The organism is Prevotella sp. TCVGH, assembly GCF_023522295.1.
Classification (GTDB): Bacteria; Bacteroidota; Bacteroidia; order Bacteroidales; family Bacteroidaceae; genus Prevotella; species Prevotella timonensis.
The window spans coordinates 1-20,764 of the sequence record NZ_QFFX01000007.1 but is presented as its reverse complement, the minus strand read 5'-3'; the positions used below and the strand labels follow the sequence as shown (position 1 = coordinate 20,764).

13 protein-coding genes and 1 pseudogene are annotated in these 20,764 nt (G+C 42.9%); 6 read left to right on the top strand and 8 right to left on the bottom strand.

Features of this window, described 5'->3' with window-relative positions; translation table 11 throughout:
* Positions 1-33 precede the first annotated feature (33 nt).
* A complete protein-coding gene (gene ahpF / locus DEM91_RS02300; protein WP_249857846.1) occupies positions 34-1,608 on the bottom strand; it encodes an alkyl hydroperoxide reductase subunit F in 1,575 nt (524 codons plus the stop codon).
* A gap of 158 nt (positions 1,609-1,766) precedes the next feature.
* Positions 1,767-2,333, bottom strand: a complete 567-nt coding sequence (ahpC, locus tag DEM91_RS02295) for an alkyl hydroperoxide reductase subunit C (RefSeq protein ID WP_249857845.1) — start codon at positions 2,331-2,333, stop codon at positions 1,767-1,769.
* Between the two features lie 903 nt (positions 2,334-3,236).
* On the opposite strand from ahpC, the gene DEM91_RS02290 reads away from it, so the two are divergent.
* The 5 genes from DEM91_RS02290 (at position 3,237) to DEM91_RS02270 (ending at position 10,763) form a co-directional block, all read left to right on the top strand.
* Positions 3,237-4,925, top strand: coding sequence for a putative transporter (locus tag DEM91_RS02290; RefSeq protein ID WP_249857844.1), 1,689 nt, complete (start codon positions 3,237-3,239; stop codon positions 4,923-4,925).
* 13 nt (positions 4,926-4,938) lie between these two features.
* The gene (locus tag DEM91_RS02285; RefSeq protein ID WP_195252957.1) at positions 4,939-6,345 is read left to right on the top strand and encodes a threonine/serine exporter ThrE family protein; all 1,407 of its coding nucleotides are present in this window, start codon (positions 4,939-4,941) and stop codon (positions 6,343-6,345) included.
* A 68-nt stretch (positions 6,346-6,413) separates the two neighbouring features.
* The gene (locus DEM91_RS02280) at positions 6,414-7,325 is read left to right on the top strand and encodes a LysR family transcriptional regulator (RefSeq protein ID WP_025072990.1); all 912 of its coding nucleotides are present in this window, start codon (positions 6,414-6,416) and stop codon (positions 7,323-7,325) included.
* Positions 7,326-7,760: 435 nt separating this feature from the next.
* Positions 7,761-10,031: a primosomal protein N' gene (gene priA / locus DEM91_RS02275; protein ID WP_249857843.1), complete on the top strand. Its 2,271-nt coding sequence runs from the start codon at positions 7,761-7,763 to the stop codon at positions 10,029-10,031.
* A 339-nt stretch (positions 10,032-10,370) separates the two neighbouring features.
* Entirely contained in the window at positions 10,371-10,763 is a 393-nt protein-coding gene (locus DEM91_RS02270; RefSeq protein ID WP_008125060.1) for a hypothetical protein, read from the top strand.
* 282 nt (positions 10,764-11,045) lie between these two features.
* On the opposite strand, the gene ispF is transcribed toward DEM91_RS02270, so the two are convergent.
* From ispF to DEM91_RS02245, 5 genes and pseudogenes are all read right to left on the bottom strand, one after another.
* Entirely contained in the window at positions 11,046-11,537 is a 492-nt protein-coding gene (gene ispF, locus DEM91_RS02265) for a 2-C-methyl-D-erythritol 2,4-cyclodiphosphate synthase (RefSeq protein WP_249857842.1), read from the bottom strand.
* A gap of 168 nt (positions 11,538-11,705) precedes the next feature.
* On the bottom strand, positions 11,706-12,881 hold the full coding sequence (porV, locus tag DEM91_RS02260; protein WP_102187776.1) for a type IX secretion system outer membrane channel protein PorV: 1,176 nt from the start codon (positions 12,879-12,881) through the stop codon (positions 11,706-11,708).
* Positions 12,882-12,928: 47 nt separating this feature from the next.
* Positions 12,929-16,411 carry a type IX secretion system sortase PorU gene (gene porU / locus DEM91_RS02255; RefSeq protein ID WP_249857841.1) on the bottom strand — a complete coding sequence of 1,161 codons (3,483 nt, stop codon included), beginning with the start codon at positions 16,409-16,411 and terminating at the stop codon, positions 12,929-12,931.
* Positions 16,412-16,488: 77 nt separating this feature from the next.
* Positions 16,489-17,106: a fumarylacetoacetate hydrolase family protein gene (locus DEM91_RS02250; RefSeq protein ID WP_249857840.1), complete on the bottom strand. Its 618-nt coding sequence runs from the start codon at positions 17,104-17,106 to the stop codon at positions 16,489-16,491.
* A gap of 133 nt (positions 17,107-17,239) precedes the next feature.
* Positions 17,240-17,845, bottom strand: a pseudogene (locus tag DEM91_RS02245) (IS30 family transposase); the annotation flags it as partial.
* A gap of 644 nt (positions 17,846-18,489) precedes the next feature.
* Between DEM91_RS02245 and DEM91_RS02240 the strand changes: the two are divergent.
* Complete coding sequence (locus DEM91_RS02240) at positions 18,490-19,929, top strand: C69 family dipeptidase (RefSeq protein WP_195252954.1); 1,440 nt, start codon at positions 18,490-18,492, stop codon at positions 19,927-19,929.
* 131 nt (positions 19,930-20,060) lie between these two features.
* Here DEM91_RS02240 and DEM91_RS02235 read toward each other — a convergent pair whose 3' ends face one another.
* Positions 20,061-20,246, bottom strand: a complete 186-nt coding sequence (locus DEM91_RS02235; protein WP_249857839.1) for a hypothetical protein — start codon at positions 20,244-20,246, stop codon at positions 20,061-20,063.
* Positions 20,247-20,764: the final 518 nt, after the last annotated feature.

The following is a 20,764-nucleotide window of genomic DNA, read 5'->3' as shown; positions in this document are numbered from 1 at the left end:
CATGTCAATTTGCATGAATGGAGATAACGTGCATTATTCTTGAAGACGTGGTATTACGCCCCTAATCCTATCGTCAAAGGCTGAAAGAGCAGCTTTGGCGCCTTCGCCCATGGCAATCATGATTTGTTTATAAGGTACGTTGGTCACGTCTCCAGCGGCATAAACACCAGATACGGACGTCCTACAATAGTTGTCCACCTCTATCTCGTGACGTTGATTTAACGGAAGCGCCTCACGGAAAGGGTCGGCATTAGCAGCCAATCCTATCTGTACAAAGATGCCGTCTACCGCTATATCACGCTCTTCATCGTTGTTGCGGTCCTTCACACGAATGGCTGTTACTTTCTGTCCGTCGCCCACGATAGCTGTAGTTTGTGCCATGGTGAATATTTCCACGTTATCCAAGCTCTTCGCTTTGTCTTGTAAAACGGTGTCAGCTCGTAAGGTCTCACCAAATTCAAGCAAGGTTACCTGTTTGCAGATGCCTGCCAAATCGATAGCCGCTTCTACGCCAGAGTTACCTCCTCCGACCACTGCCACATGCTTGTCCTTATAAAAAGGACCGTCGCAGTGGGGACAGAAGTGTACGCCATGCCCCATATATTTAGCTTCGTCTTGTACGTTGAGCTTTCTCCAACTTGCACCTGTGGCAATGATAACCGCAGGTGAGATAAATATTTCACCGCCTTTTATGTGTATCTTCTTTAGTTCTTCGTCGAAAAATGCCTTGTCAACCCTTCTGTTGTCAAACACATCAATAGAATATTCCTTGAGGTGGGTAAGGAGGTTGTCAGCCATCTTCGCTCCCGTTGTCTTGGGAACAGAGATAAAGTTTTCTATGCCAACCGTATCTTTCATCTGCCCACCGATGTTATTTGCAATGATAGCTACATGCAAACCCTTGCGTGCAGAATAAATAGCTGCGGACGCTCCAGCAGGACCACCTCCCACAATTACAACATCGTAATGGCGTTTCACTGGTTCTTCGTTCTCATCTTCTTCGCTACCAATCATGTCTTCTAATTTGGTGAGCAGCTCTCCCAAGCTACCTCGTCCAATGTGCAATAACTCTCCGTTGGCATATACCGTTGGCACCGCTTGAATATTCAAGCGCTCTACCTCGTCTTGAAACAAGGCGCCATCTATCATTTCGTGCGTAATTTTTGGACTGATTAGCGCCATGACGTTCAACGCCTGTACGATGTCGGGACAGTTGGTGCAGGTTAACGAGACGTATGTTTGCAGTTTGATGTTTCCTTTGAGACGTTGGATGCGCTTGCAAATCGCCTCATCGGGCAGGTTCTTACCCTTGCCATCGGCATTTAGGACAGCCAAAAGAAGTGACGTAAACTCATGACCGTTGGGTATGCCACGAAACATTACTCCTGTTTCTTCATTGTCTTTCAGCAGAGAGAACTGAATAGTCATGTCATCGGTCTCCACAAATTGTGCCTTAAAAAGCTGGGATGTGGAAACAAAGTCGTTGATAAATTCTTTTAGTTCTGCGGCTTTTTCATGTTGCGGATGCGCCGTTACTTTGAAAGTATATTGGTGGGTTATGTCTTTGAAGACATCTTTAACCTGTTGTAGGATGGTTGTATCTAACATTGTGCTATAACTTATTATGTGAGGGTAGTTTGTTTTTCTTTGCGTTTCTTGCGGAAATGCAAAAGGAATAAAAAAAGGTAGCTGGAGAAAACAACAACGATACTTGGTTCGTAGGTATTTTCTTTCAGCTACCAGTCAAGTTTGGTTCTTGTGTCTTTTTATAGTTTTCCTACCAAGTCGATACTTGGTTTCAGTGTCTCTTCGCCCTGCTTCCACTTCGCTGGACAAACTTCACCGGGGTGAGATTCTACGAACTGTGCTGCTGATACCTTACGTACCAACTCGTCTGCGTTGCGGCCAATACTGTTGTCTTGAATCTCTGCAATCTTAATCTTGCCCTCTGGATCTACTAAGAACGTACCGCGATAAGCTACACCTTCATCCTCTTTGTACACGCTAAAGCCCTTTGCCAATACTGCCAATGGGTCGGCAAGCATGGTGTAGTTAATCTTCTTGATGCTGTCAGATGTGTCATACCATGCTTTGTGTACAAAGTGGGTATCGCAGCTGACAGAGAATACCTCTACGCCCATCTTCTTTAATTCTTCGTATTTGCCTGCCAAGTCAACCAACTCTGTAGGGCATACAAAGGTGAAGTCGGCTGGGTAGAAGAAGAAGATTGCCCATTTGCCCTTGATATCTTCGTTTGAAACTGTCTTAAACTCTCCTTTTTGGAATGCCTGAACCTTAAACTCAGGTACTTGTGCGTTGATAATTGTTTCCATTTTTATTGTTTTTATTTTATGATTATGTAATGTAATGAACAAACGATTTGTTTCGTTTGTAAACATTACAAAATTACTAATAAATCTGTAAATGCAATCAATTCTTAGCCATAATAATGCAAATAATAACCATAATTATAGCTTTTTCTTCGATTTTAACATATTTATAAATGTATTCCTCTTTTCCGCTGCTCCTTTCGTATCGAATATTTATCATGCCACATTTGTTCATCTTCCGTGAGATAGAGAGACAAGCAACGGTTTTCTTATGATAAGAATCAGCCACAGCTCTATCATTTTGGACTGATGTTTTTATAAAGAAAAGCATCCATAAAACAGCATATAGTAAGATTGACAACACGCAGGATTGAAGGATAATTAATGCTGAATTTTCTTTACAAAGTGCCTCTCATAACTCGCGTAAAAACAACCAACGGCAAAGTTGGTCGCAAATACGCGAATTTTGAGCGACTTTCTTAACTTGTTGTTATTTAATGTGTTATACTTATGTCGTCTCTTTTCATTCGTGTTTTTACCACCTTTTGGCGATTGAAGCATTGAGATAAGCCTGCTATTTGCATACTTTAATGCTGCTACTGTATGTGAATAACACCTTTAATACATGTTTCCAAGAGCGTAAACTCAATGTTTCAGCTTAAAAATGCGCTTATTTTGTTAAAATCAGCCCATTTTTGTAGGGCGTTTGCCTATTAAATTTTTCTATTTTGAAGATTTTAGATGGTCGTTTTTTGGTAAAATGATTGGACAAAAACAGCAGCTGTCTTCACGACGAAAAGTTGGTATTGAAAAGTATGATAACGAACATCGTTAAAATTTATGGCTGCCATTTGGTGGCGTTTATTAATTTCGATACCTTTGTAAGCGAATACTATAATATATGCAATGGAGGTAATAGAGAATCTTTTCAGGGGATTTCCTGAACTCTGGGGCGGAGGAGTTGCCCATTCGGTGATGATATTATCGTTGGTTATCACGATTGGTTTGTCATTAGGCAAGCTGAAGGTACACGGGGTGTCGCTGGGCTTGGCTTGGATATTGTTTGCAGGTTTGCTGTTCGGGCATTTCCAGTTTAATTTGGACGAACATTTACTTCACTTTCTCAAAGAATTTGGCTTGATATTGTTTGTCTATTCGATTGGGCTTGAAGTAGGACCTGGTTTCTTTTCTTCTTTCAGACGAGGCAGCAATACGCTCATTGGGTTGGTGACAATAGTGATAGCCATGAGCTTGGTTATCGCCATTTCCATTTATTACATATCGGATACACCGATTACCACTATCGCCGGAATTTTGTCGGGTGCTGTAACGAATACGCCTGGCTTGGGTACTGCACAACAGGCTTACAGTGACCTGCGTCACATTGATGCTCCTACCATTGCCAGCGGTTATGCTGTGACCTATCCCATGGGTGTATTGGGAGTTATCATTTCGTTCATTATTTTGAAGTGGGTGCTTCGGATTAATGTGAAAAAAGAAGAGGCTGCCGCTTTGGTCGGTGTGGGACACTTAGAAGAGGTGACGGTTAATACTTTTGCGGTGATAGTGAGCAACGAGATGATGCAAGGGGTGACGGTAAAGCACCTCAGAGAGCTGTTGAAACGCAATTTTATGGTTTCTCGCATTTATCGCGAGGGAACTCAGATACATCAAAATATCGTCAGTGCACAGACAACGATTCAGCTCGGAGATAGCCTACTCATCGTCAGTCGACCGAAAGATGAAGAACCAATTTGTGCTTTGTTGGGCGCAAAAGAGGAAATAGACTGGAAGAAGTTCGGGAAACAAATGGTATCTCGTCGCATCTTAATCACCAAATCATCGGTCAATGGCAAGACATTAGAGCAGATGAAAATACCAAACACCTTTGGTGTGAACGTGACACGTGTTAATCGTTCGGGTGTTGACTTGGTGGCAACAGGACAATTGAAACTGCAAATGGGTGATAAACTGACGGTGGTGGGCAATGAACTTTCCATCAGTCATGTAGAACAAGTGTTGGGCAACTCTATGAAGCGTCTCAACAGTCCTAACTTAATTCCTATCTTCTTGGGTATCGTTTTAGGATGTATCTTGGCAAATGTACCTTTCTTTATTCCGGGTATTTCGGCAAGTCTACGCTTAGGTTTGACGGGTGGTCCTCTCATTGTGGCTATTTTGATTGGTTATTTTGGTCCTAAATACAATTTGGTGACTTACAACACCATCAGTGCCAACCTCATGTTGCGCCGCTTCGGATTGTGTATATTCTTGGCTTGTGTGGGACTCGGAACAGGTGAGGACTTTGTCCAAACCATTGTATCACAGTCGGGTATGCAATGGATTTTATACGGTTTGTTGATAACAATGTTGCCCATCCTCTTCGGGGGAATCATAGGTAGATATGTATTCCACATTAATTATTTCACGCTGGTGGGAGTACTGGCGGGTGCTCATACCAACCCTCCTGCATTGGCTTATGTCAATGATATGACACAGAGCGATTCTCCGTCGGTAGGTTATTCCACCGTATATCCGTTTGCCATGTTCCTAAGAATTCTGACAATACAGATGATGATTTTTGTGTTTGGATAAAGTTTCTTGATAGATGACTAAGAATAAACAAATAACGACAGATGCACAGCTGGTGCATCGTAAACTGGATTTATTGTTACAAGTAGGGTGCTACTTGATGGATTGTTCTGCTGATACTACCTTGATAGTTCGAGATATGAAGCGTGTAGAGGCATATTTGGGGTTAGAGAGCCAGTTTCTTCACGTGTATATCAACTATAATGTTATTTTGGTGAACTACAGTGATGAAAGTACTTCCTATACAAGATTTCGCAAATGCGATCGCCATGCCATTGATATGGCTGGGATTACTCGAGTAAGTCATCTTACATGGGATGCGATTCGGTATAATTACAGCTTAGATGAGTATCAGGAAAAATTAGATGCAATCAAGAAGAGACCACGTTATTACACGCCTTGGCAGGTAGCCACTGCCGCAGGCTTTGCCTGTGGTGGTTTCTGTATACAGTTTGGTTGTGATTGGCCGGCCTTCTTTTATGCATCATTGGCGGCTATCCTTGGTTTCCGATTGCGTATGTTTTTGGGAGCGAAGGGTGCCAACACATACATTTGTATTTGCGTGGGTGCATTCATTTCCACGATTGTGGCATGGCTCAGCTCGTTCCTTTCGCTAAATGCAAGCATAGCCTCTTTGTTACCATCGTTCATGCTTACCAACACTCCTTGGCATCCATTGTTGGCGTGTGCTTTGTTCATTGTGCCAGGTGTTCCGCTCATCAATTTCGTGAGCGACATGCTTGGTGGACACATACAGACAGGGTTAATCCGTGCACTTAACGTTTTTCTCATGATTGTAGCCATGGTCTTTGGTATCGGTTTTGCTATTAAGGTTTGCGGAATTGATAACTTTGTGCGCGATTTGTCAATGACGCCTCACCACACTTATTGGGAGTTTGCTATTGCGGCTGCTATTTCTGCCATGGGATTCTCTACCATATTTAATACCCCCAAACGCCTTTTGCCGATGATAGCCATAGGAGGTATTATCGCAGTGTGCAATCGTAATTTTGTCAACTTGGGTCCCAGTACGGGTAATATAGGATTGGATCAAGGGCTTATAATAGGCTCGTTGGCAGGCTCAACGTTAATCAGTTTGATATGTACCATGGCAATGCACTGGTTTCATACGCCTCATCAATGCCTGTCCATACCCAGTGTTATCCCTATGGTACCAGGAGTTTTAATGTACAGAGCAGTGTTCGCTTTTGTAGATATGCAAGGAGTAGTGGGCGAAGTAACGGTTGGTATGCACAACTTCATGCTTGCTTCTTTGGTTATTTTGGTTATTGCCATTGGGGTGGCTATTCCGAACATCTTTGTACATAGTATGCTGTACAGTCGACGAAAAATAAAATTATATCGTTTATTGATACAACGCAAACACATGGACATTGAGAATATCGATGTCAAGATACAATAGTTTGATTAAGTGTGTGGGCATGGATTGTAAATCAAGACATACCTTTACATTCATGGTAAAAAGATGATATGGAAATTAGACAGTTGAAATACTTTCTCAAAGTAGCCGAAACGCTCAATTTTTCTGAAGCAAGTCGGCGGTTATTTATAACGCAGAGTACGCTTTCTCAGCAAATCAGTCATCTGGAACAGGAGATTGGTTTGCCACTGTTTGAGCGAAATAGTCATGAGGTTTATCTCACAGAACCCGGCAAAGAACTGTTACCTTATGCCATGAAAGCCGTTGTTGCCACCGATTCTTGCATCGCCCACATAGAAGACTTAAAGCAAATGGTAACGGGTGAGTTGAACATCGGTGTGACTTACTCGTTTAGTACTATCATGATGGATACGATGGTAGATTTTATGAAAGACTATCCCGGTGTGAAGCTCAATATCTTTTATCATTCGATGGACGAACTCTTGGAGATGTTAAAGAGCAGGAAGGTAGATTTTGTTTTAGCCTTTTTACCGCTTCAGTCAGACAAAGAAATTGATAGTCGCATTATCTTTACTAACCGTCTGGCAGCCATCGTTAACCAAAATCATCCCTTGGCAAATCAGCAGCGTATCCACTTAAAGGAATTGGAACGCTTTGGACTGGTGTTGCCTGCACGTGGCCTCTTGGCTCGCCATGCCTTTGAGCGACTGATAAGTCATCAAGATTTAGAGTTAAAAGTTAAGGTTGAAGTGAATACTATCGACTTGATATTCCAGCTGTTGCATCGTTCCAATTATATTTCTATCTTGGCAGAGTCCACGGTAGTACATGAGGAAGGATTGAAAGCGCTTCCTCTGGATACGCCAGACAATCAAATGGAAGGGTGCATACACTTCTTGAAGGATGCTTATATGAAGCATTCTGCGCAAGAGTTTATCAAGATGCTGTGTCAGTCTACCAGCATCTTGACAAACTTTACCTTAAAAGATGTGTTGCAATAGGGACGACTAATGGCGATCGTTCCATTTCACAATTCCAACACATAATAAGGTACACACGATAATCTCGGCTGCAATACAATAAATGGTCATCATCTTTTTTATTTTTTAATTTTAACTGTGGTTTTCTGAGACTGTAACAGTAGTGTTGTGTCAACGCTGTAAATAATTACCAGTCCTGTAAATAACTGATATCCAAAGCAAAGATACAGGGTTCTTTTGCATTCTCGAACGGATTATTATGATAATTTCTTAAGGTAGTTATCGCTTGTATCAATACCACTCCTCACACTTACCTCATGCCTAAAGTGACTGTTACTAACTATATTTTAGGCTCGCTTTGGTACACGAATCTGTAAGGCACAATTTCGTTGGAAGAAATATCTGTGTTTGTTTCTTGGGGTATTCCTTACTTTCTTTTAACTTTGTGGTCGGCTCATGAAATATGTAGATGTTATCGTTCCGTTGCCATTAGAAGGCTCTTTTACTTATGCTGTACCCGAAAACTTAAGGGATAGGGTGCGGTTTGGGGTACGTGTTGCCGTAACGTTCGGCACCTCAAAGGTGCATACGGCTATCGTTGTTCACGTACATGACAATGTGCCTGATTTTAAGGTGAAGGCGATTATTGATGTTATAGACGACCAACCGATGCTCTTAACGCAGCAATACCAACTGTGGAAATGGCTATCGGCTTACTATATGGCACCCCTTGGGGATGTCTATAATGCAGCATTACCCGCAGGTTTGAAGGTAGAAGAGAATTATAAGCCTCGCTTGGAGACGTATATCGACTTGTGTCCGCCTTATCGTTCGGAGCAAGCGTTGAGTGTAGCTTTCGACTTATTGAAGCGAGCGCAAAACCAACAAGAGGTGTTGACGCACTTTTTGCGCATTTCGCATTGGGAGACTTTACAAGGAACCGTAATGAGCGAGCCTGTCGTGGACATTACTCGTGAGGAATTAATGAATGTGGCACGCTGTTCGTATGCGGTGATGAAGCGGTTGGTAGAGCGTAAAATCTTGTTCACTTACGAGCGAGAGGTAGGACGGATCGGCGATGCGGGCGAAGAACATGTAGAAAATATCAAGCGTCTGAACCAAGCGCAGCAAGATGCTTATAACCAAATTGTTTTTCAGTTCCTTAAAAAGAATGTCGTTTTATTGCATGGAGTAACCTCGAGTGGCAAAACAGAAATTTATATACACCTTATTAAAAAGGCACTCGATGAGAAAAAGCAGGTGTTGTATTTGTTACCAGAGATTGCTCTCACAGTGCAAATTACCAGTAGGCTAAGACACGTGTTTGGCAACAAATTGGGTATCTATCATTCTAAATATAGTGATGCCGAACGAGTTGAAATATGGAAGAAACAGCTTTCATCTCATCCCTATGAGGTGATATTGGGTGCACGTAGTGCCGTATTCTTGCCCTTTCAGCAGCTTGGATTGGTGATTATCGATGAAGAACACGAAACCTCTTTCAAGCAACAAGACCCTTCGCCACGCTATCATGCACGGTCGGTAGCTATCATGTTGGCTCAAATGTATGGTGCCAAGACTTTATTGGGGACGGCTACACCTTCGGCAGAAAGCTATTATAATGCGACACAGGGCAAATATGGTTTGGTGAGTTTGACCACTCGTTATCAAGGAATAGAATTACCCGAAATACAAGTCATTGACACGAAAGACTTGCAGCGACGCAAGATGATGACGGGACCATTTTCGCCCACACTCATTGCTGCCATTAACGAAGCTTTGCAAAACGACCAGCAGGTGATTTTATTTCAAAACCGACGTGGCTTTGCACCCATGATAGAGTGCCGCACTTGTGGTTGGGTTCCTAAGTGTACCAATTGTGATGTATCGCTCACCATGCACAAACGCATGAACTTATTGACTTGTCATTACTGCGGTTATACTTATCAGGTTCCTACGGTATGTCCTGCATGTGGCGCAACCGATTTGCGTGGCAGAGGCTATGGAACCGAAAAGGTGGAAGAGTATGTAGGGCAACTGTTTCCTGAAGCTCGTGTTGCCCGTATGGACTTAGACACCACTCGCACACGTAATGCGTACGAACGATTGATTGACGACTTCTCTTGTGGACACACTAATTTGCTCATTGGTACGCAAATGGTGAGCAAAGGCTTGGATTTCGATCGTGTTAGTGTGGTGGGAATACTGAATGCGGATACCATGCTGAATTATCCAGACTTTCGCGCTTACGAGCATGCCTTCATGATGATGGCGCAGGTAAGCGGTAGGGCAGGCAGGAAAGGCGCACGTGGCAAGGTGTTGCTGCAAACTAAAAATAAAGACTTGCCCGTGATAAGACAGGTGGTAGAGAATGATTATGAAGGCTTTTTTAAGGCACTGTTAGACGAACGTAAGATGTTTTCCTATCCTCCTTTTTATCGCTTGGTGTATGTGTTTTTGAGGCATCGTTACGAACAAGTGGTAGAAACTGCGGCAGTAGAATTGGGAAGCAGGCTACGACAAGGATTGGGTGAGCGTATTTTAGGACCAGACAAACCTTCGATAGCACGTGTTAAAAACTTGTATATCCGCAAAATCGTTATCAAGTTGGAGAATGGTATCGACTATCAAGCTGTGCGGCAATATTTGCGAAGTGTGCAACAACAACTCTTGCAAGACAAACGGTATGCAGCCCTACAAATGTATTACGATGTCGATCCCATGTAAATATCGTTGGACAATATTGCTGCTTTTTTAGGACTTATTCTATAAAATACCGCCGTATATTGTGAGTAAATTTTATGAAACCTCTCTTTTGTGTGATTGTAGTATCTATGTCCTAATTTTGAATCAAGTAACAAATTACTGATGTCTCTTTCATGACTTTTCAATGAAAGAGCCGTGATGATAAGGTAAAGTTCTTAGCATAGTTGTTCACAGTGAATATTTTTTACAAAATATTAATTTAGATGAATAATGACAATTATTTATCAATAATTTGTTTCTGTATTCGTAATTGTAACAATTTTTCCGTACCTTGCGAATTGTAACAAAAACATTATTAATATGAAATCGAAATTAAAGCTATTCACACTTTTCCTTTTTTCGCTGTTTCTAACAACAGGGTTTGTCGCATGTAGCGATGATACAGACCCCACAGACCAAACCATTTTTGTAGACTCGTATAAGGGGAAGATTACTTATCTCAATATTGGGTCAGGTAAGAAAGTTAGTGCAGACGATGGCAAGGTTATCGTTAGCAAGTTAGGTGACACCTATTCGTTCAGATTTGACAATGGTATCCCTGATTTGACAGGCATCAAGTTTGAGAAAAAAGATGACAATACATTTGTTAGTCTTGGTTCAGATGGTCTAAAAGGTATAAAGATTACAGCTTCCGAACTCCACATCTTAATGGTGAAAGGTGGCGAAACTTGGACAGCCGACTGTAAGAGATAGACCTTTTGAACGTATTCTCATGACTACATATTTATAAGGTACAACTTATAGAACAGACCGCAGTGATATAAGAAATACTGCCAAACAATATGAAGAGGGGTGTACAATTCTTAAGTGAATGTGCACCTCTTTTTTTGATACTTAGATGAACAAGTGTTGAAAAGTGGACTCGCTGTGGCTCAAACGATTGCATTTTGCTCCTATTTGCGATGAAGTCGAGCAATTGATTCCAAGGATGCGAGTGTTGGAGGATGATGTAAAGAGAAGTTCAACTATCAAACATTAGTTCTGTTTCACAATAAGTACGGTTGCATAAGCCGCCATTCCTTCTTGCCTCCCAACAAATCCCATGCGTTCGCTGGTTGTAGCTTTGATAGAGATATTGTCTTCATCGGTATTCATGACTTGTGCCAAACAGGTCTTCATTGCTGGGATGTGCGGGTTTATCTTAGGTTGTTCGGCGCATATGGTGGCGTCTATATTACCCAGTTGATATCCCTTGGAAGCAAGGAGCTGCATTGTTTTTTGCAAAATAACTTTGCTATCCATATTTAAGGTTTCGTGGGCTGTGTCGGGAAAGTGATACCCTATATCACGTAGATTTGCTGCACCCAAGAGTGCATCACAAATAGCATGAATCAATACATCGGCATCGCTGTGTCCCAGCAATCCCTTGTCGTGGCTAATCTTGATACCACCCAACCAAAGGGCGCGACCTTCTACCAATTGGTGAACGTCATACCCAAAGCCAATGCGAAATGAAGGAAAAGACATATGGTTAAAGTTTACGAGTTAACGAGTTGACGAGTTTTTGAGTTGATGAGTTGATAAGTTTTTTTAGTTTACAAGGTGACAAGTTGACGAGTTGACAAGTTGAGAGGACGTCTCTACAAATAATGTAACGGCTCCCTCCCTTTTGGTGAGGAATAAGAGTAGGACGGTTTACCTCTTCAGCAAGTCTTTGATACCGTCCATGTCGAAACTTAAAGAGAAGCGAAGGGTTTGATCCAACGGATTACTCTTTGCCATAGCAATGACATAACCTGCATCCAATGAGAACACGCTCATCTTGAAACCTGCTCCCACAGTAAAATATTTTAGATTACCCTTATTCTCCGATTGGTGATGATAACCTGCTCGAAGGGAGAATTGGTCATGATAAACATACTCTGCTCCAACACTCCATTGGATTTCCTGTAACTCCTCTTTTGCACCGTTTGGTGCGTCACCGAAGCTCTTAAAGATGCCTCCAATGCTCGAAACATCATAATAGTCTTTTTGCACCCGCTCTTGATAAGCTTCGGTTGATTCGCCTTCGTCCTGTTTAGGATAGGTCGGAACCAACAACTTATTCGCATCTGCCGCTATTGTAAAACGGTTATACTCATCAACAGGCACCATGAGAGAAGCACCCAAACGTAGGTTGGTGGGGATAAACTCACTGTTGTCACTGCCTCCAAAAGTAATTTTACTTCCGATATTAGAGATATTCAACCCAATGCCTAACTGACTTTCGCGTGCTCCGAGGTTGATATAATTCTGATAATAGGCAGCAATATCGGCAGCAAAAGCCGAACCGGGAGTAGTTTCTTCCTTAAAATCGTACGTTAAATCTGAATAAATCCAACGAACGGCAGCTCCCAACGAGAAGTGTTCACTCAACATCAAAGAGTACGCAATGTCTGCGGACATTTCATAAGGATTAATTGTCATTCCTCCGTCTTTGGTTTGCCCAACGTACGTGTTTACTTCGCCAAGAGAGAAATAACGAAAAGAACCAGAGATTGCACTGTAGTCGCCAATGCGATAATAACCAGCCAAATAAGCCAAGTCAATATCATTCACCAACTGTCTGAGCCAAGGAGTGTAGTTCAATGCCACCCCTGCACGACTAATGGTAAAAGGATATTTGGCAGGATTCCAGAACTGCGAAACCACATCGGGGTCGGTGGCAGCACCTACATCACCTAAACCTGCCGCACGTGCATCAGGTGCAATCATCTGTGAGGTGACCGAGTAGTTCACTGGATTAAACATGTTTCGTTTGTCTTGGGCGGATAAGGAGAGCGCCGACAAGATAAATACGAAGAGGACACTTATTTTTGAAAATCTATTCATTCTATTGCGATTCTATGCGATTGGTATTTTCCTAACGAAAATAATTGCTAATTATTGCTTACCACAATGAGTTTCTTTGCCTTGGAAACCTTGGCACTCCCTTCGGAAGAGATGCGGGCACGATATAGATAAACGCCAGTTTGTAGGCGATTTCCATTCTCAACCGTAAGATTCCAGTTGACAGTTTGCGTATTGGTTGAACTCACACTGCTTTCTTGATGATGCCACAACAGTCTGCCACTCAAGTCAAAAACCTCAATTTCCACATCAACCACTGCTCCTGCACGATCGTGCTCAAGGATAAATGTGGTGGCTTCGCGAGCAGGATTGTTGGTACAATCGATAGAGAACAACTGCGGTTCCATGCCTCGTACGACATTGAAGGAGAGCTTGGTCGTTGAAGGATTGTTAAGCACATCCCATGCTCGGAAGAGTAATTGATGAGGACCGGGTGCTAATTCGGGCAACTGATAGAAGGTTGAGCCAGCCGTATAACTGCCAAAATTGTACGTAAAGTTAGCGTTCAAATTATAGCTCTTCGACATATCTCCATCAATGATTAACTGCAAATCGTGACCGATACCGCTTCCCGATACGTTAATTCCATCGTCATCTTTAATCTCTGCTACGAAATAAGGGGTGCTATTGACATTGCCGCCATTGACAAAAGAGGGACTGTTGAGATAACAATAAATCGATGGACCAAGCGAGTCTGTCGTCAATTCTGCACCACCTCCTAACGTAAAGGCTTCGCTCACACCGCTTGCTCGCATTTGGTGATTGTCACTGATGGCATAAAGATTGAGTTTACCAGAGCCTTCGGAGTAATTGATATCACTCGGCACAGCAAACACAAAGCTAAACTTACCATTCTCCACCTTATTTGCTCCATTATACAAGGTCCTTGGCCGATCCATAAAGGTGAGTGCCTCCTTGGTTTCTTTTTGATCGTTGCGACGGCACACGATTTTTTCTTCATTATCACGAACGGTAGCAAAAACAAGACCTTGGAAATCGGATACGCCCTCGATGTGTCCCTTCACCGTTACCGTACTTCCTGCCTGCAATGCCACAGTTGGCGTTGAAGCCAATGCTTTGCCATTGATAGAATCTACGACAATGCTGTAAGAGGGTTGATGAAGTGCAACAGCAGGGTCGCCTAAAAGTGCATATTGCAACTTGTTGCACGTAAGGTCTTTCCTGCCGGTAATCATTTCATTCTTCGCCAAACGTTGTGCTTCTCCTATCGTCACAGGGTTGCCATGGGCATTTTTACTCAACACATATTGCAAAAACGATGTGTTGATACGCGCATTGTAATGGGCTATCACCGTACGTGTGGTACCAAAAAACGAGATTGCCCCACCTCGTGGATTCCGAACAGCCACTTCGCCAATGGTTGGAGTTTCACCATCAAAAGGCATAATGTCGCAAGACGCTGTAATCCAAAGTGGAAGATGAGGATGTTGGAATGTTTGGAAGTCGTGCAAGTTTAATACTTTTTCGTGCGAAATTTGGGTCGCCATGCCATGTCCACCGTAATCCATGATGAGCGCACCTGCCGCTTGTTGCTGTTTTATGATTCTCGAGACTTCGGGATAAGTGTTCCCTGAAGATGATGTTTCGCGTTGATACGCATCCCACATAATTTTCTTCACAAGATAACTCGGATATTGACTTGAAATAGCGTTTGCCGTCTTGTCAATGTCTTGCATGTGCAAATTGTTATCTCCGTCATCGCCCATAAAGACTAAAGTGTTTTGCCATGCACCTGCATCTTTGTTCGTAACATAGGCGATTACTTTATCTACCATGACCTTGGCATCTGCTTCGGTCGTTACAGGGAAACGCCCCACGGCAATATCTTGTTGGTCGCTAAAGTCCTTGTTCAGTCCTTCGCCGTCGTCAAGGGCGCAAAAGAAGCCATCGTCTACAAAGCAATCGACCTCATTAAAAGAGTTCTCACTCTCAAAACAGAGTAAATAATCGTCTGGATGTAACGACTGGCACTGCGCAGTAAGCATACGGTTGTCCCACACACAATCACCAAAGAGCAAAAGATACTTAGGCATGTCTGCCGCTGTCGTGGCACGGTCGTACAACATCTTAAGATACCTGCGGTAGGCATTTGCATCGGGCGTGCCACTCGAAAATTCGTTATACAGCTGGTTTGCAGAAACAATTTGTACACGCAAACCGTCATGTTTCTCATGAAAAGCCTTGAGACGCTCTGCCTGTGCTTTCAACTTCTGACTGGAAGGAATGATAATAACCATATCTGCAAAGCCGTGAGCGTGCAAGTCTTGATTGGTAACAGCTTGTACAAATTCGGGTACTGGGAAGCTGCCTCCTTTGAGATGAGGAGCAGGAAGGGGCTCCGGCCATATAAAAGAAATGTAATCCAATCGTGAAGGAGAACCCGACCGAGTGGTTAGTTTCACGGTGTCGGTCGTGGAAGTTCGCTCTATCTGATAAATGCCCGACGTCTCATTACCCTTGTCATTCTTGCTTAGAGCAATGGCGAGTTCACCCAACTGCTTTCCATTGTGCATGACAGATATTCGCGAAGCACTGCCAGCCGACACGTTGACTGCCATTTTCGCCTTTCCTTTAGATGCCAAAGAGGGGATGGTGTAAGTAGCACTTTCCGCTACATCTATCGCTTTTGGATGAAACAGATTGCGCCCACCATGATACCATGAATAGCCGTCAACTTCATATAAGGTGTGATAATAGTCGGGCGAGGGATAAAAAGAGTGGATAAAAGCGGTGGAATCAAGGACAACAGGCGTATCTTCTGACTGGGTTAAGAAATAATAGCCAGTATCCGAATAAGGATTGCGAGTGCGTCGAGTGGCTGTGTTTGAATCCCATGACACGGTGCCATAGGCATAGAAGAGCTTACGCCCATCGACCCAACAAGTAGGAACTTCTTTCAAATCGTCTGTTGCAATGAGCTCCTCAGATACCAATTGCTCATTCTGAAGTCGTCCTCCATAGCCATAAACTTTTACCTTCTGAAGGTCTGTAAAGCCTGCTTGTCTTATCAACTCGTCCGTAAGTTGGTACACACCCGTTGAAGGTACACGTATTTTTGCCCACTTCCCTGATGCCAAAACAGAATGGTCGGCATACCGATTGGTGCTGCTTGCTCGGGTTTTCGCCGCGTCTCTTTTCATCGAAGACATGAGCGGTTTGGCTTCGATGCGCAGCATGAAGCTCACCAAAATTTGGTAACGGTGATTTCGATAAACCAAAGGAGAGAAGCCAACCTGCAGCAAACCTCTCTTTCTGTTTACTGCTATCTTGTGCTGAGGAATGGGAAGAGCGGGTAGGGGTGCGCCTGAAAGCTGTTGATAGCGTGCAACATCCGCTGTTGTCATGTCGATAAATTCAGGATAAAGAATGGAGACTGTGTAGATAGAATCGGCATAGCACTCATTCAACTCAAACGAATGAGAGAAATAGGGTAAGACACTATCTATCTTGACATCGTTAGCTGTCAAGTTAAAAAAATGCGCTTGAGCCATTAAAAACGGACTTGTCAAGAGCATCCAAACAATGCATATATATTTAATCCTTCGCAACACGTTTTACTACTCCACTATTATTTGCAATTGAAATCAAGAACCTTATAATCCTCGAGATACCCTTCAAGATGGTCGTCTATATGTACGGGTCCAACTCCCGCAGGCGTACCCGTAAAGAGCAAATCACCAGTTTTTAGCGTAAAGTAACGACTGATATAAGCTATCAATTCGTCTATTTTATAGAACATATCACCCGTAAACCCCTTTTGTACTGTAGTTCCATTCACATCTAAGTGAAACTGAAGCCGCTGAATGTCCTGAAACTTATCAATATCTATCCAATCTCCTATCGTTGCAGCACCATCAAAGCTTTTACAAAGCTCCCAAGGAAGCCCTTTGGCACGCAACTGCTGTTGCAACTCTCGAGCCGTAAAGTCAATTCCTACCGTCACCGCATCATAGTAACGATGCGCAAATCGGGATGAAATTGTTTTGCCTAAGCGGCAGATTCTCACCACAACTTCTGTTTCATATTCTATCACACCCAAGTCATCTGGAATGAAAAATGGCTTGTGATCTTTGGATAAAGCCGAATCTGGCATTATAAAAATGACAGGGCTTGTTGTTTTAGATAACGGTTCGTGGAGCTCTTTATTGTGCTCCTCATAATTCATTCCAACGGCAAATATTTTCATGAGAAGAATAATTAAAATGGATGTTGTTGAACAAGTTAAATGCAATAACTGTCACAAATGTACATAAAAACGGTGATTTATATGCCAGTAAGACAAAGAAAGTGCCTTGTAGAGTCAACCAGCAAGTGCAAAATTATAAAACATGTTTGAAGAACTCTCGTTTTGGTGTAGAAAAGTTTAATTTTTCTCTCGGTCTTTCGTTCAATTTCTTTTGTATCGACATAATTCTCTTGTCCGTATAACGTTCAAACGACTCCTTTTTCGGTATATATTGTCTGATTAGTTTATTTGTATTCTCAACCGCTCCCTTTTGCCATGAGCAATATGGATCGGCGAAGTACACTGGCACACCTAAAAACTTGGTAAGGTCCTTATGTGCCGCAAATTCAGGTCCGTTGTCTGTTGTAATGGTCTTCAGAATGTCCTTGTATGGTAGCAGCAGTTTCCTAACTACCTTTGCCAGAGGCTTTGACTGCTTTCCAAATGGCAGTTTCTGCATAAGCAGCATATTGGTGGACTTTTCCACCAGCGTGAGTATGGCGTGCTGGTCAGGGTCTACGATTAAGTCCATCTCAAAATCTCCGAATCTCTTCCCGTCAACTTCCTTACTTCTTTCATGGATACTCACCCTGTCCTTGATTGGAAGATGTCTGCCCTTGGGACGAAGCCTATACTTCATCTTATGCCTTGTGTGCTTGGCAAGCTCCCCTGTTGTGTCATTGTGGATGATGTTATAGATGTAGCCATCGCTACCCGCATGCGTTAATAAACCTTTCGTTTGTTAAATCAATTCATTTTCTTTGACAAAACAAAATTGCGAAATAGATAAACTGGGAGGGTAATTTAGGTGTTCAAAGCCTTGAAATCATCATTTTTTACCACATTCACACAGACCAAATCGGCAATATGCATGCTTTTTCCTTACAATAGGTATGCTCTTGGCGCTTAATGTGCATGCTTTTAAGTCCCAATTTACATCCTATAGCCAGCCTTTTTGTACTAAAAGAAGGTATCTCACATTCAAACCACTTCACCTTTTCATGGTGTTTTAGGTTTTCAAATCGCATAATCATCTAACAATCAGCAAAATAACAAAACACCTCTATTTTTCGCATATTTTCACCGAGTGAGCAAGTTGGTTGAAAAAACACCCAGCATTTGTGTTAAAAAGTCGCTGCAGCAGAAGCCATTTTAACGAAGAACGTTCCGTTTGATAGGATGCATACACAAACCAACATTATTAAATGAAAAAGCCGTGTAATTCTTGAAAATTTTACAACCCTATTGATACATCATCTAAAAAATATTCATTAAATTTGCAAATGGCGGAGTCTAATACCGCACAACATTATATTTTAAACATCATATCACACACAACAACCTATGAAAAAAAAGAAAAACCAAGTAAGTGAATTACCATCAGAGTGTACTACCATTATAGTAGGAAAAGAGATGACAGCCGACGGTTCCATGATTGTAGCCCGTTCGGAAGACTGGGATGCCATGGAAGCCAAAAACTACGAACTGTACGAAGATACGAAAGAGGGACCAAAAGAATTTATCGCCCTTGACAGTCCGTTCCGCTGTGAACTGCCAAACGAAGCATTGGGTTACAGTGCATTGGCACCCTTCAACTTACCACGCCACTGGGGAAGCGCAGGATTCAACACCGCCGGCGTGGGCATGAGTGCGACTGAAAGTATTTTCAGCAGCGATGAGGTGTTAAAACATGACCCCTTGGTAGAAACGGGGTTGGCAGAGAATGCCGTGTTCAATGTCGTACTGCCTTACGTTCACACTGCACGCGAAGGCGTAGAGCGCTTGGGCATGCTCATCGAGAAACATGGTATTGCAGAAGGTTTCGGCATCGGATTCGTAGACGCACAAGAAATATGGTACTTGGAAACGGCCTGCGGACATCGTTGGTTGGCTTGCAGAATGCCGAAAGAGCAATATTTCGTCACGGGCAACCAGAGCCGTTTCCGCCAGTACGACCCTAACGATAAAGAAAACTATTTGGCATCCGCCGACTTGATTGAGTTTGCAGAGAAACATGGATTACACGACCCGAAGAAGGGCGAATTTGATTTCCATGTATCGTATGCGCGCGACGTCAAGCTCGACACCACCTATAACTATCCGCGCGTATGGGGTCTGCAACAGATGTTTTCGCCAGCGATAAAGAATGACGTCACTAAAAATACATTCCCTGTTTACGCCAAAGCCGAGAAGCCTATCAGCATAACAGACTTACGTACGGCATTCCGTTTCCACTACGACAATACCGAACACGACCCTTATCTACATAGCAATCCAAAAGAACCTTATCGCCCAGTATCTATCTTCAGGACCACACAGACCCACATCCTACAGGTGCGTCCTGAACTGCCTCAGGCCATTGGCTGCGTTGCTTACGTTGCCATGGGTATGGCCGACTTAGGTTTGTTCTTGCCGCTGTATCAGGGCATCAGCTCATATCCAGTTGAATATACGCAGGGAACCGACCAGTCGAGTGCCGATTCTGCTTATTGGAAATTCCGTAAGGTGATGGCGCTGGGCATGGTGGACTACAACAAATATGCGCCAATGATTAAAGAGACGTACCGCAAATTTGAGGAGGAAACCGACCAACGGCAACGTGAAATGGAAGAAGAGTATTTGCGTATATACAAAACACAGCCGCTACGTGCAAAAGACATGTTGCAAGAATTTTCTGACAAGGTGTTGACTCGTGCGCTATGCGTAGCCGACAAGCTGCAAGAGCGGTTATTCACAGAGCTCACCAAAGACATTCAAGCCGAATATCTCTTCCACGGTGCTTAATTGAACCGCGAGGTTTGTTTGAACCATAAATAAAACCTGATGAAACCAAAAGATCTGTCTTACCATAAGATAGAAGAATTGGTTTCATCAGGTTTTTCTCGTGGCTCACCACCCCACGGCTCCATGCGCGGTTAGAAGTTGCTCACGCCTAAGTTGCGGTCAACCAACATGCCGTCGCGCATCTTCAGGTTCAGCTTGCCCGACTTCTTCGCATGGAACTTGATGATGAAGAGCTTGGGGTCGCCCTCATCCAGCAAGAAGTTGTTGCCACGATTGACAAAGGTGGGATACAAGGCTTTCTGTCCGCTGGTATGCAAGCGGTCTTTCGAGGAAAAGCACGGTTCGCGCGACTACTAACGCAAGATGAGTCCTCCGTCTCATATTTCCTTGAACGGAGACATGAGCAGCTTGTCCTTACTGTAACAAAAATACGATTACTTTGGTGTAGTAAGTGATGATGTTGTTTTCATATCATTTTTAGCAAAAGAATTTATTGTTTCTGTCTTATTATTTTACCAAAAATCAGCCATTGAAAATCTTCAAAATAGAAAAAATCAATAGGCAAATGCCCTTCAAAAATGGGCTGATTTTGGCAAAATAAACGTCTTTTCAAGCTGAAACATTAACTTAACGGTCTTGGAAACATGTATTAGAGGTATTATTCGCATGCTTCAGCAGCATTAAAGCATGCAAATTACAGGCTTATCTTAATGCTTTAGCCGCCCAAAGATGGCAATAATGCGTGCGAAAAGAAAATATTTAACCCAAATCGGTCATTAGAAAAAGCTTCTTGTCATTTTCTAATGACCGCCATTAGAAAAACAGCATTGTATAT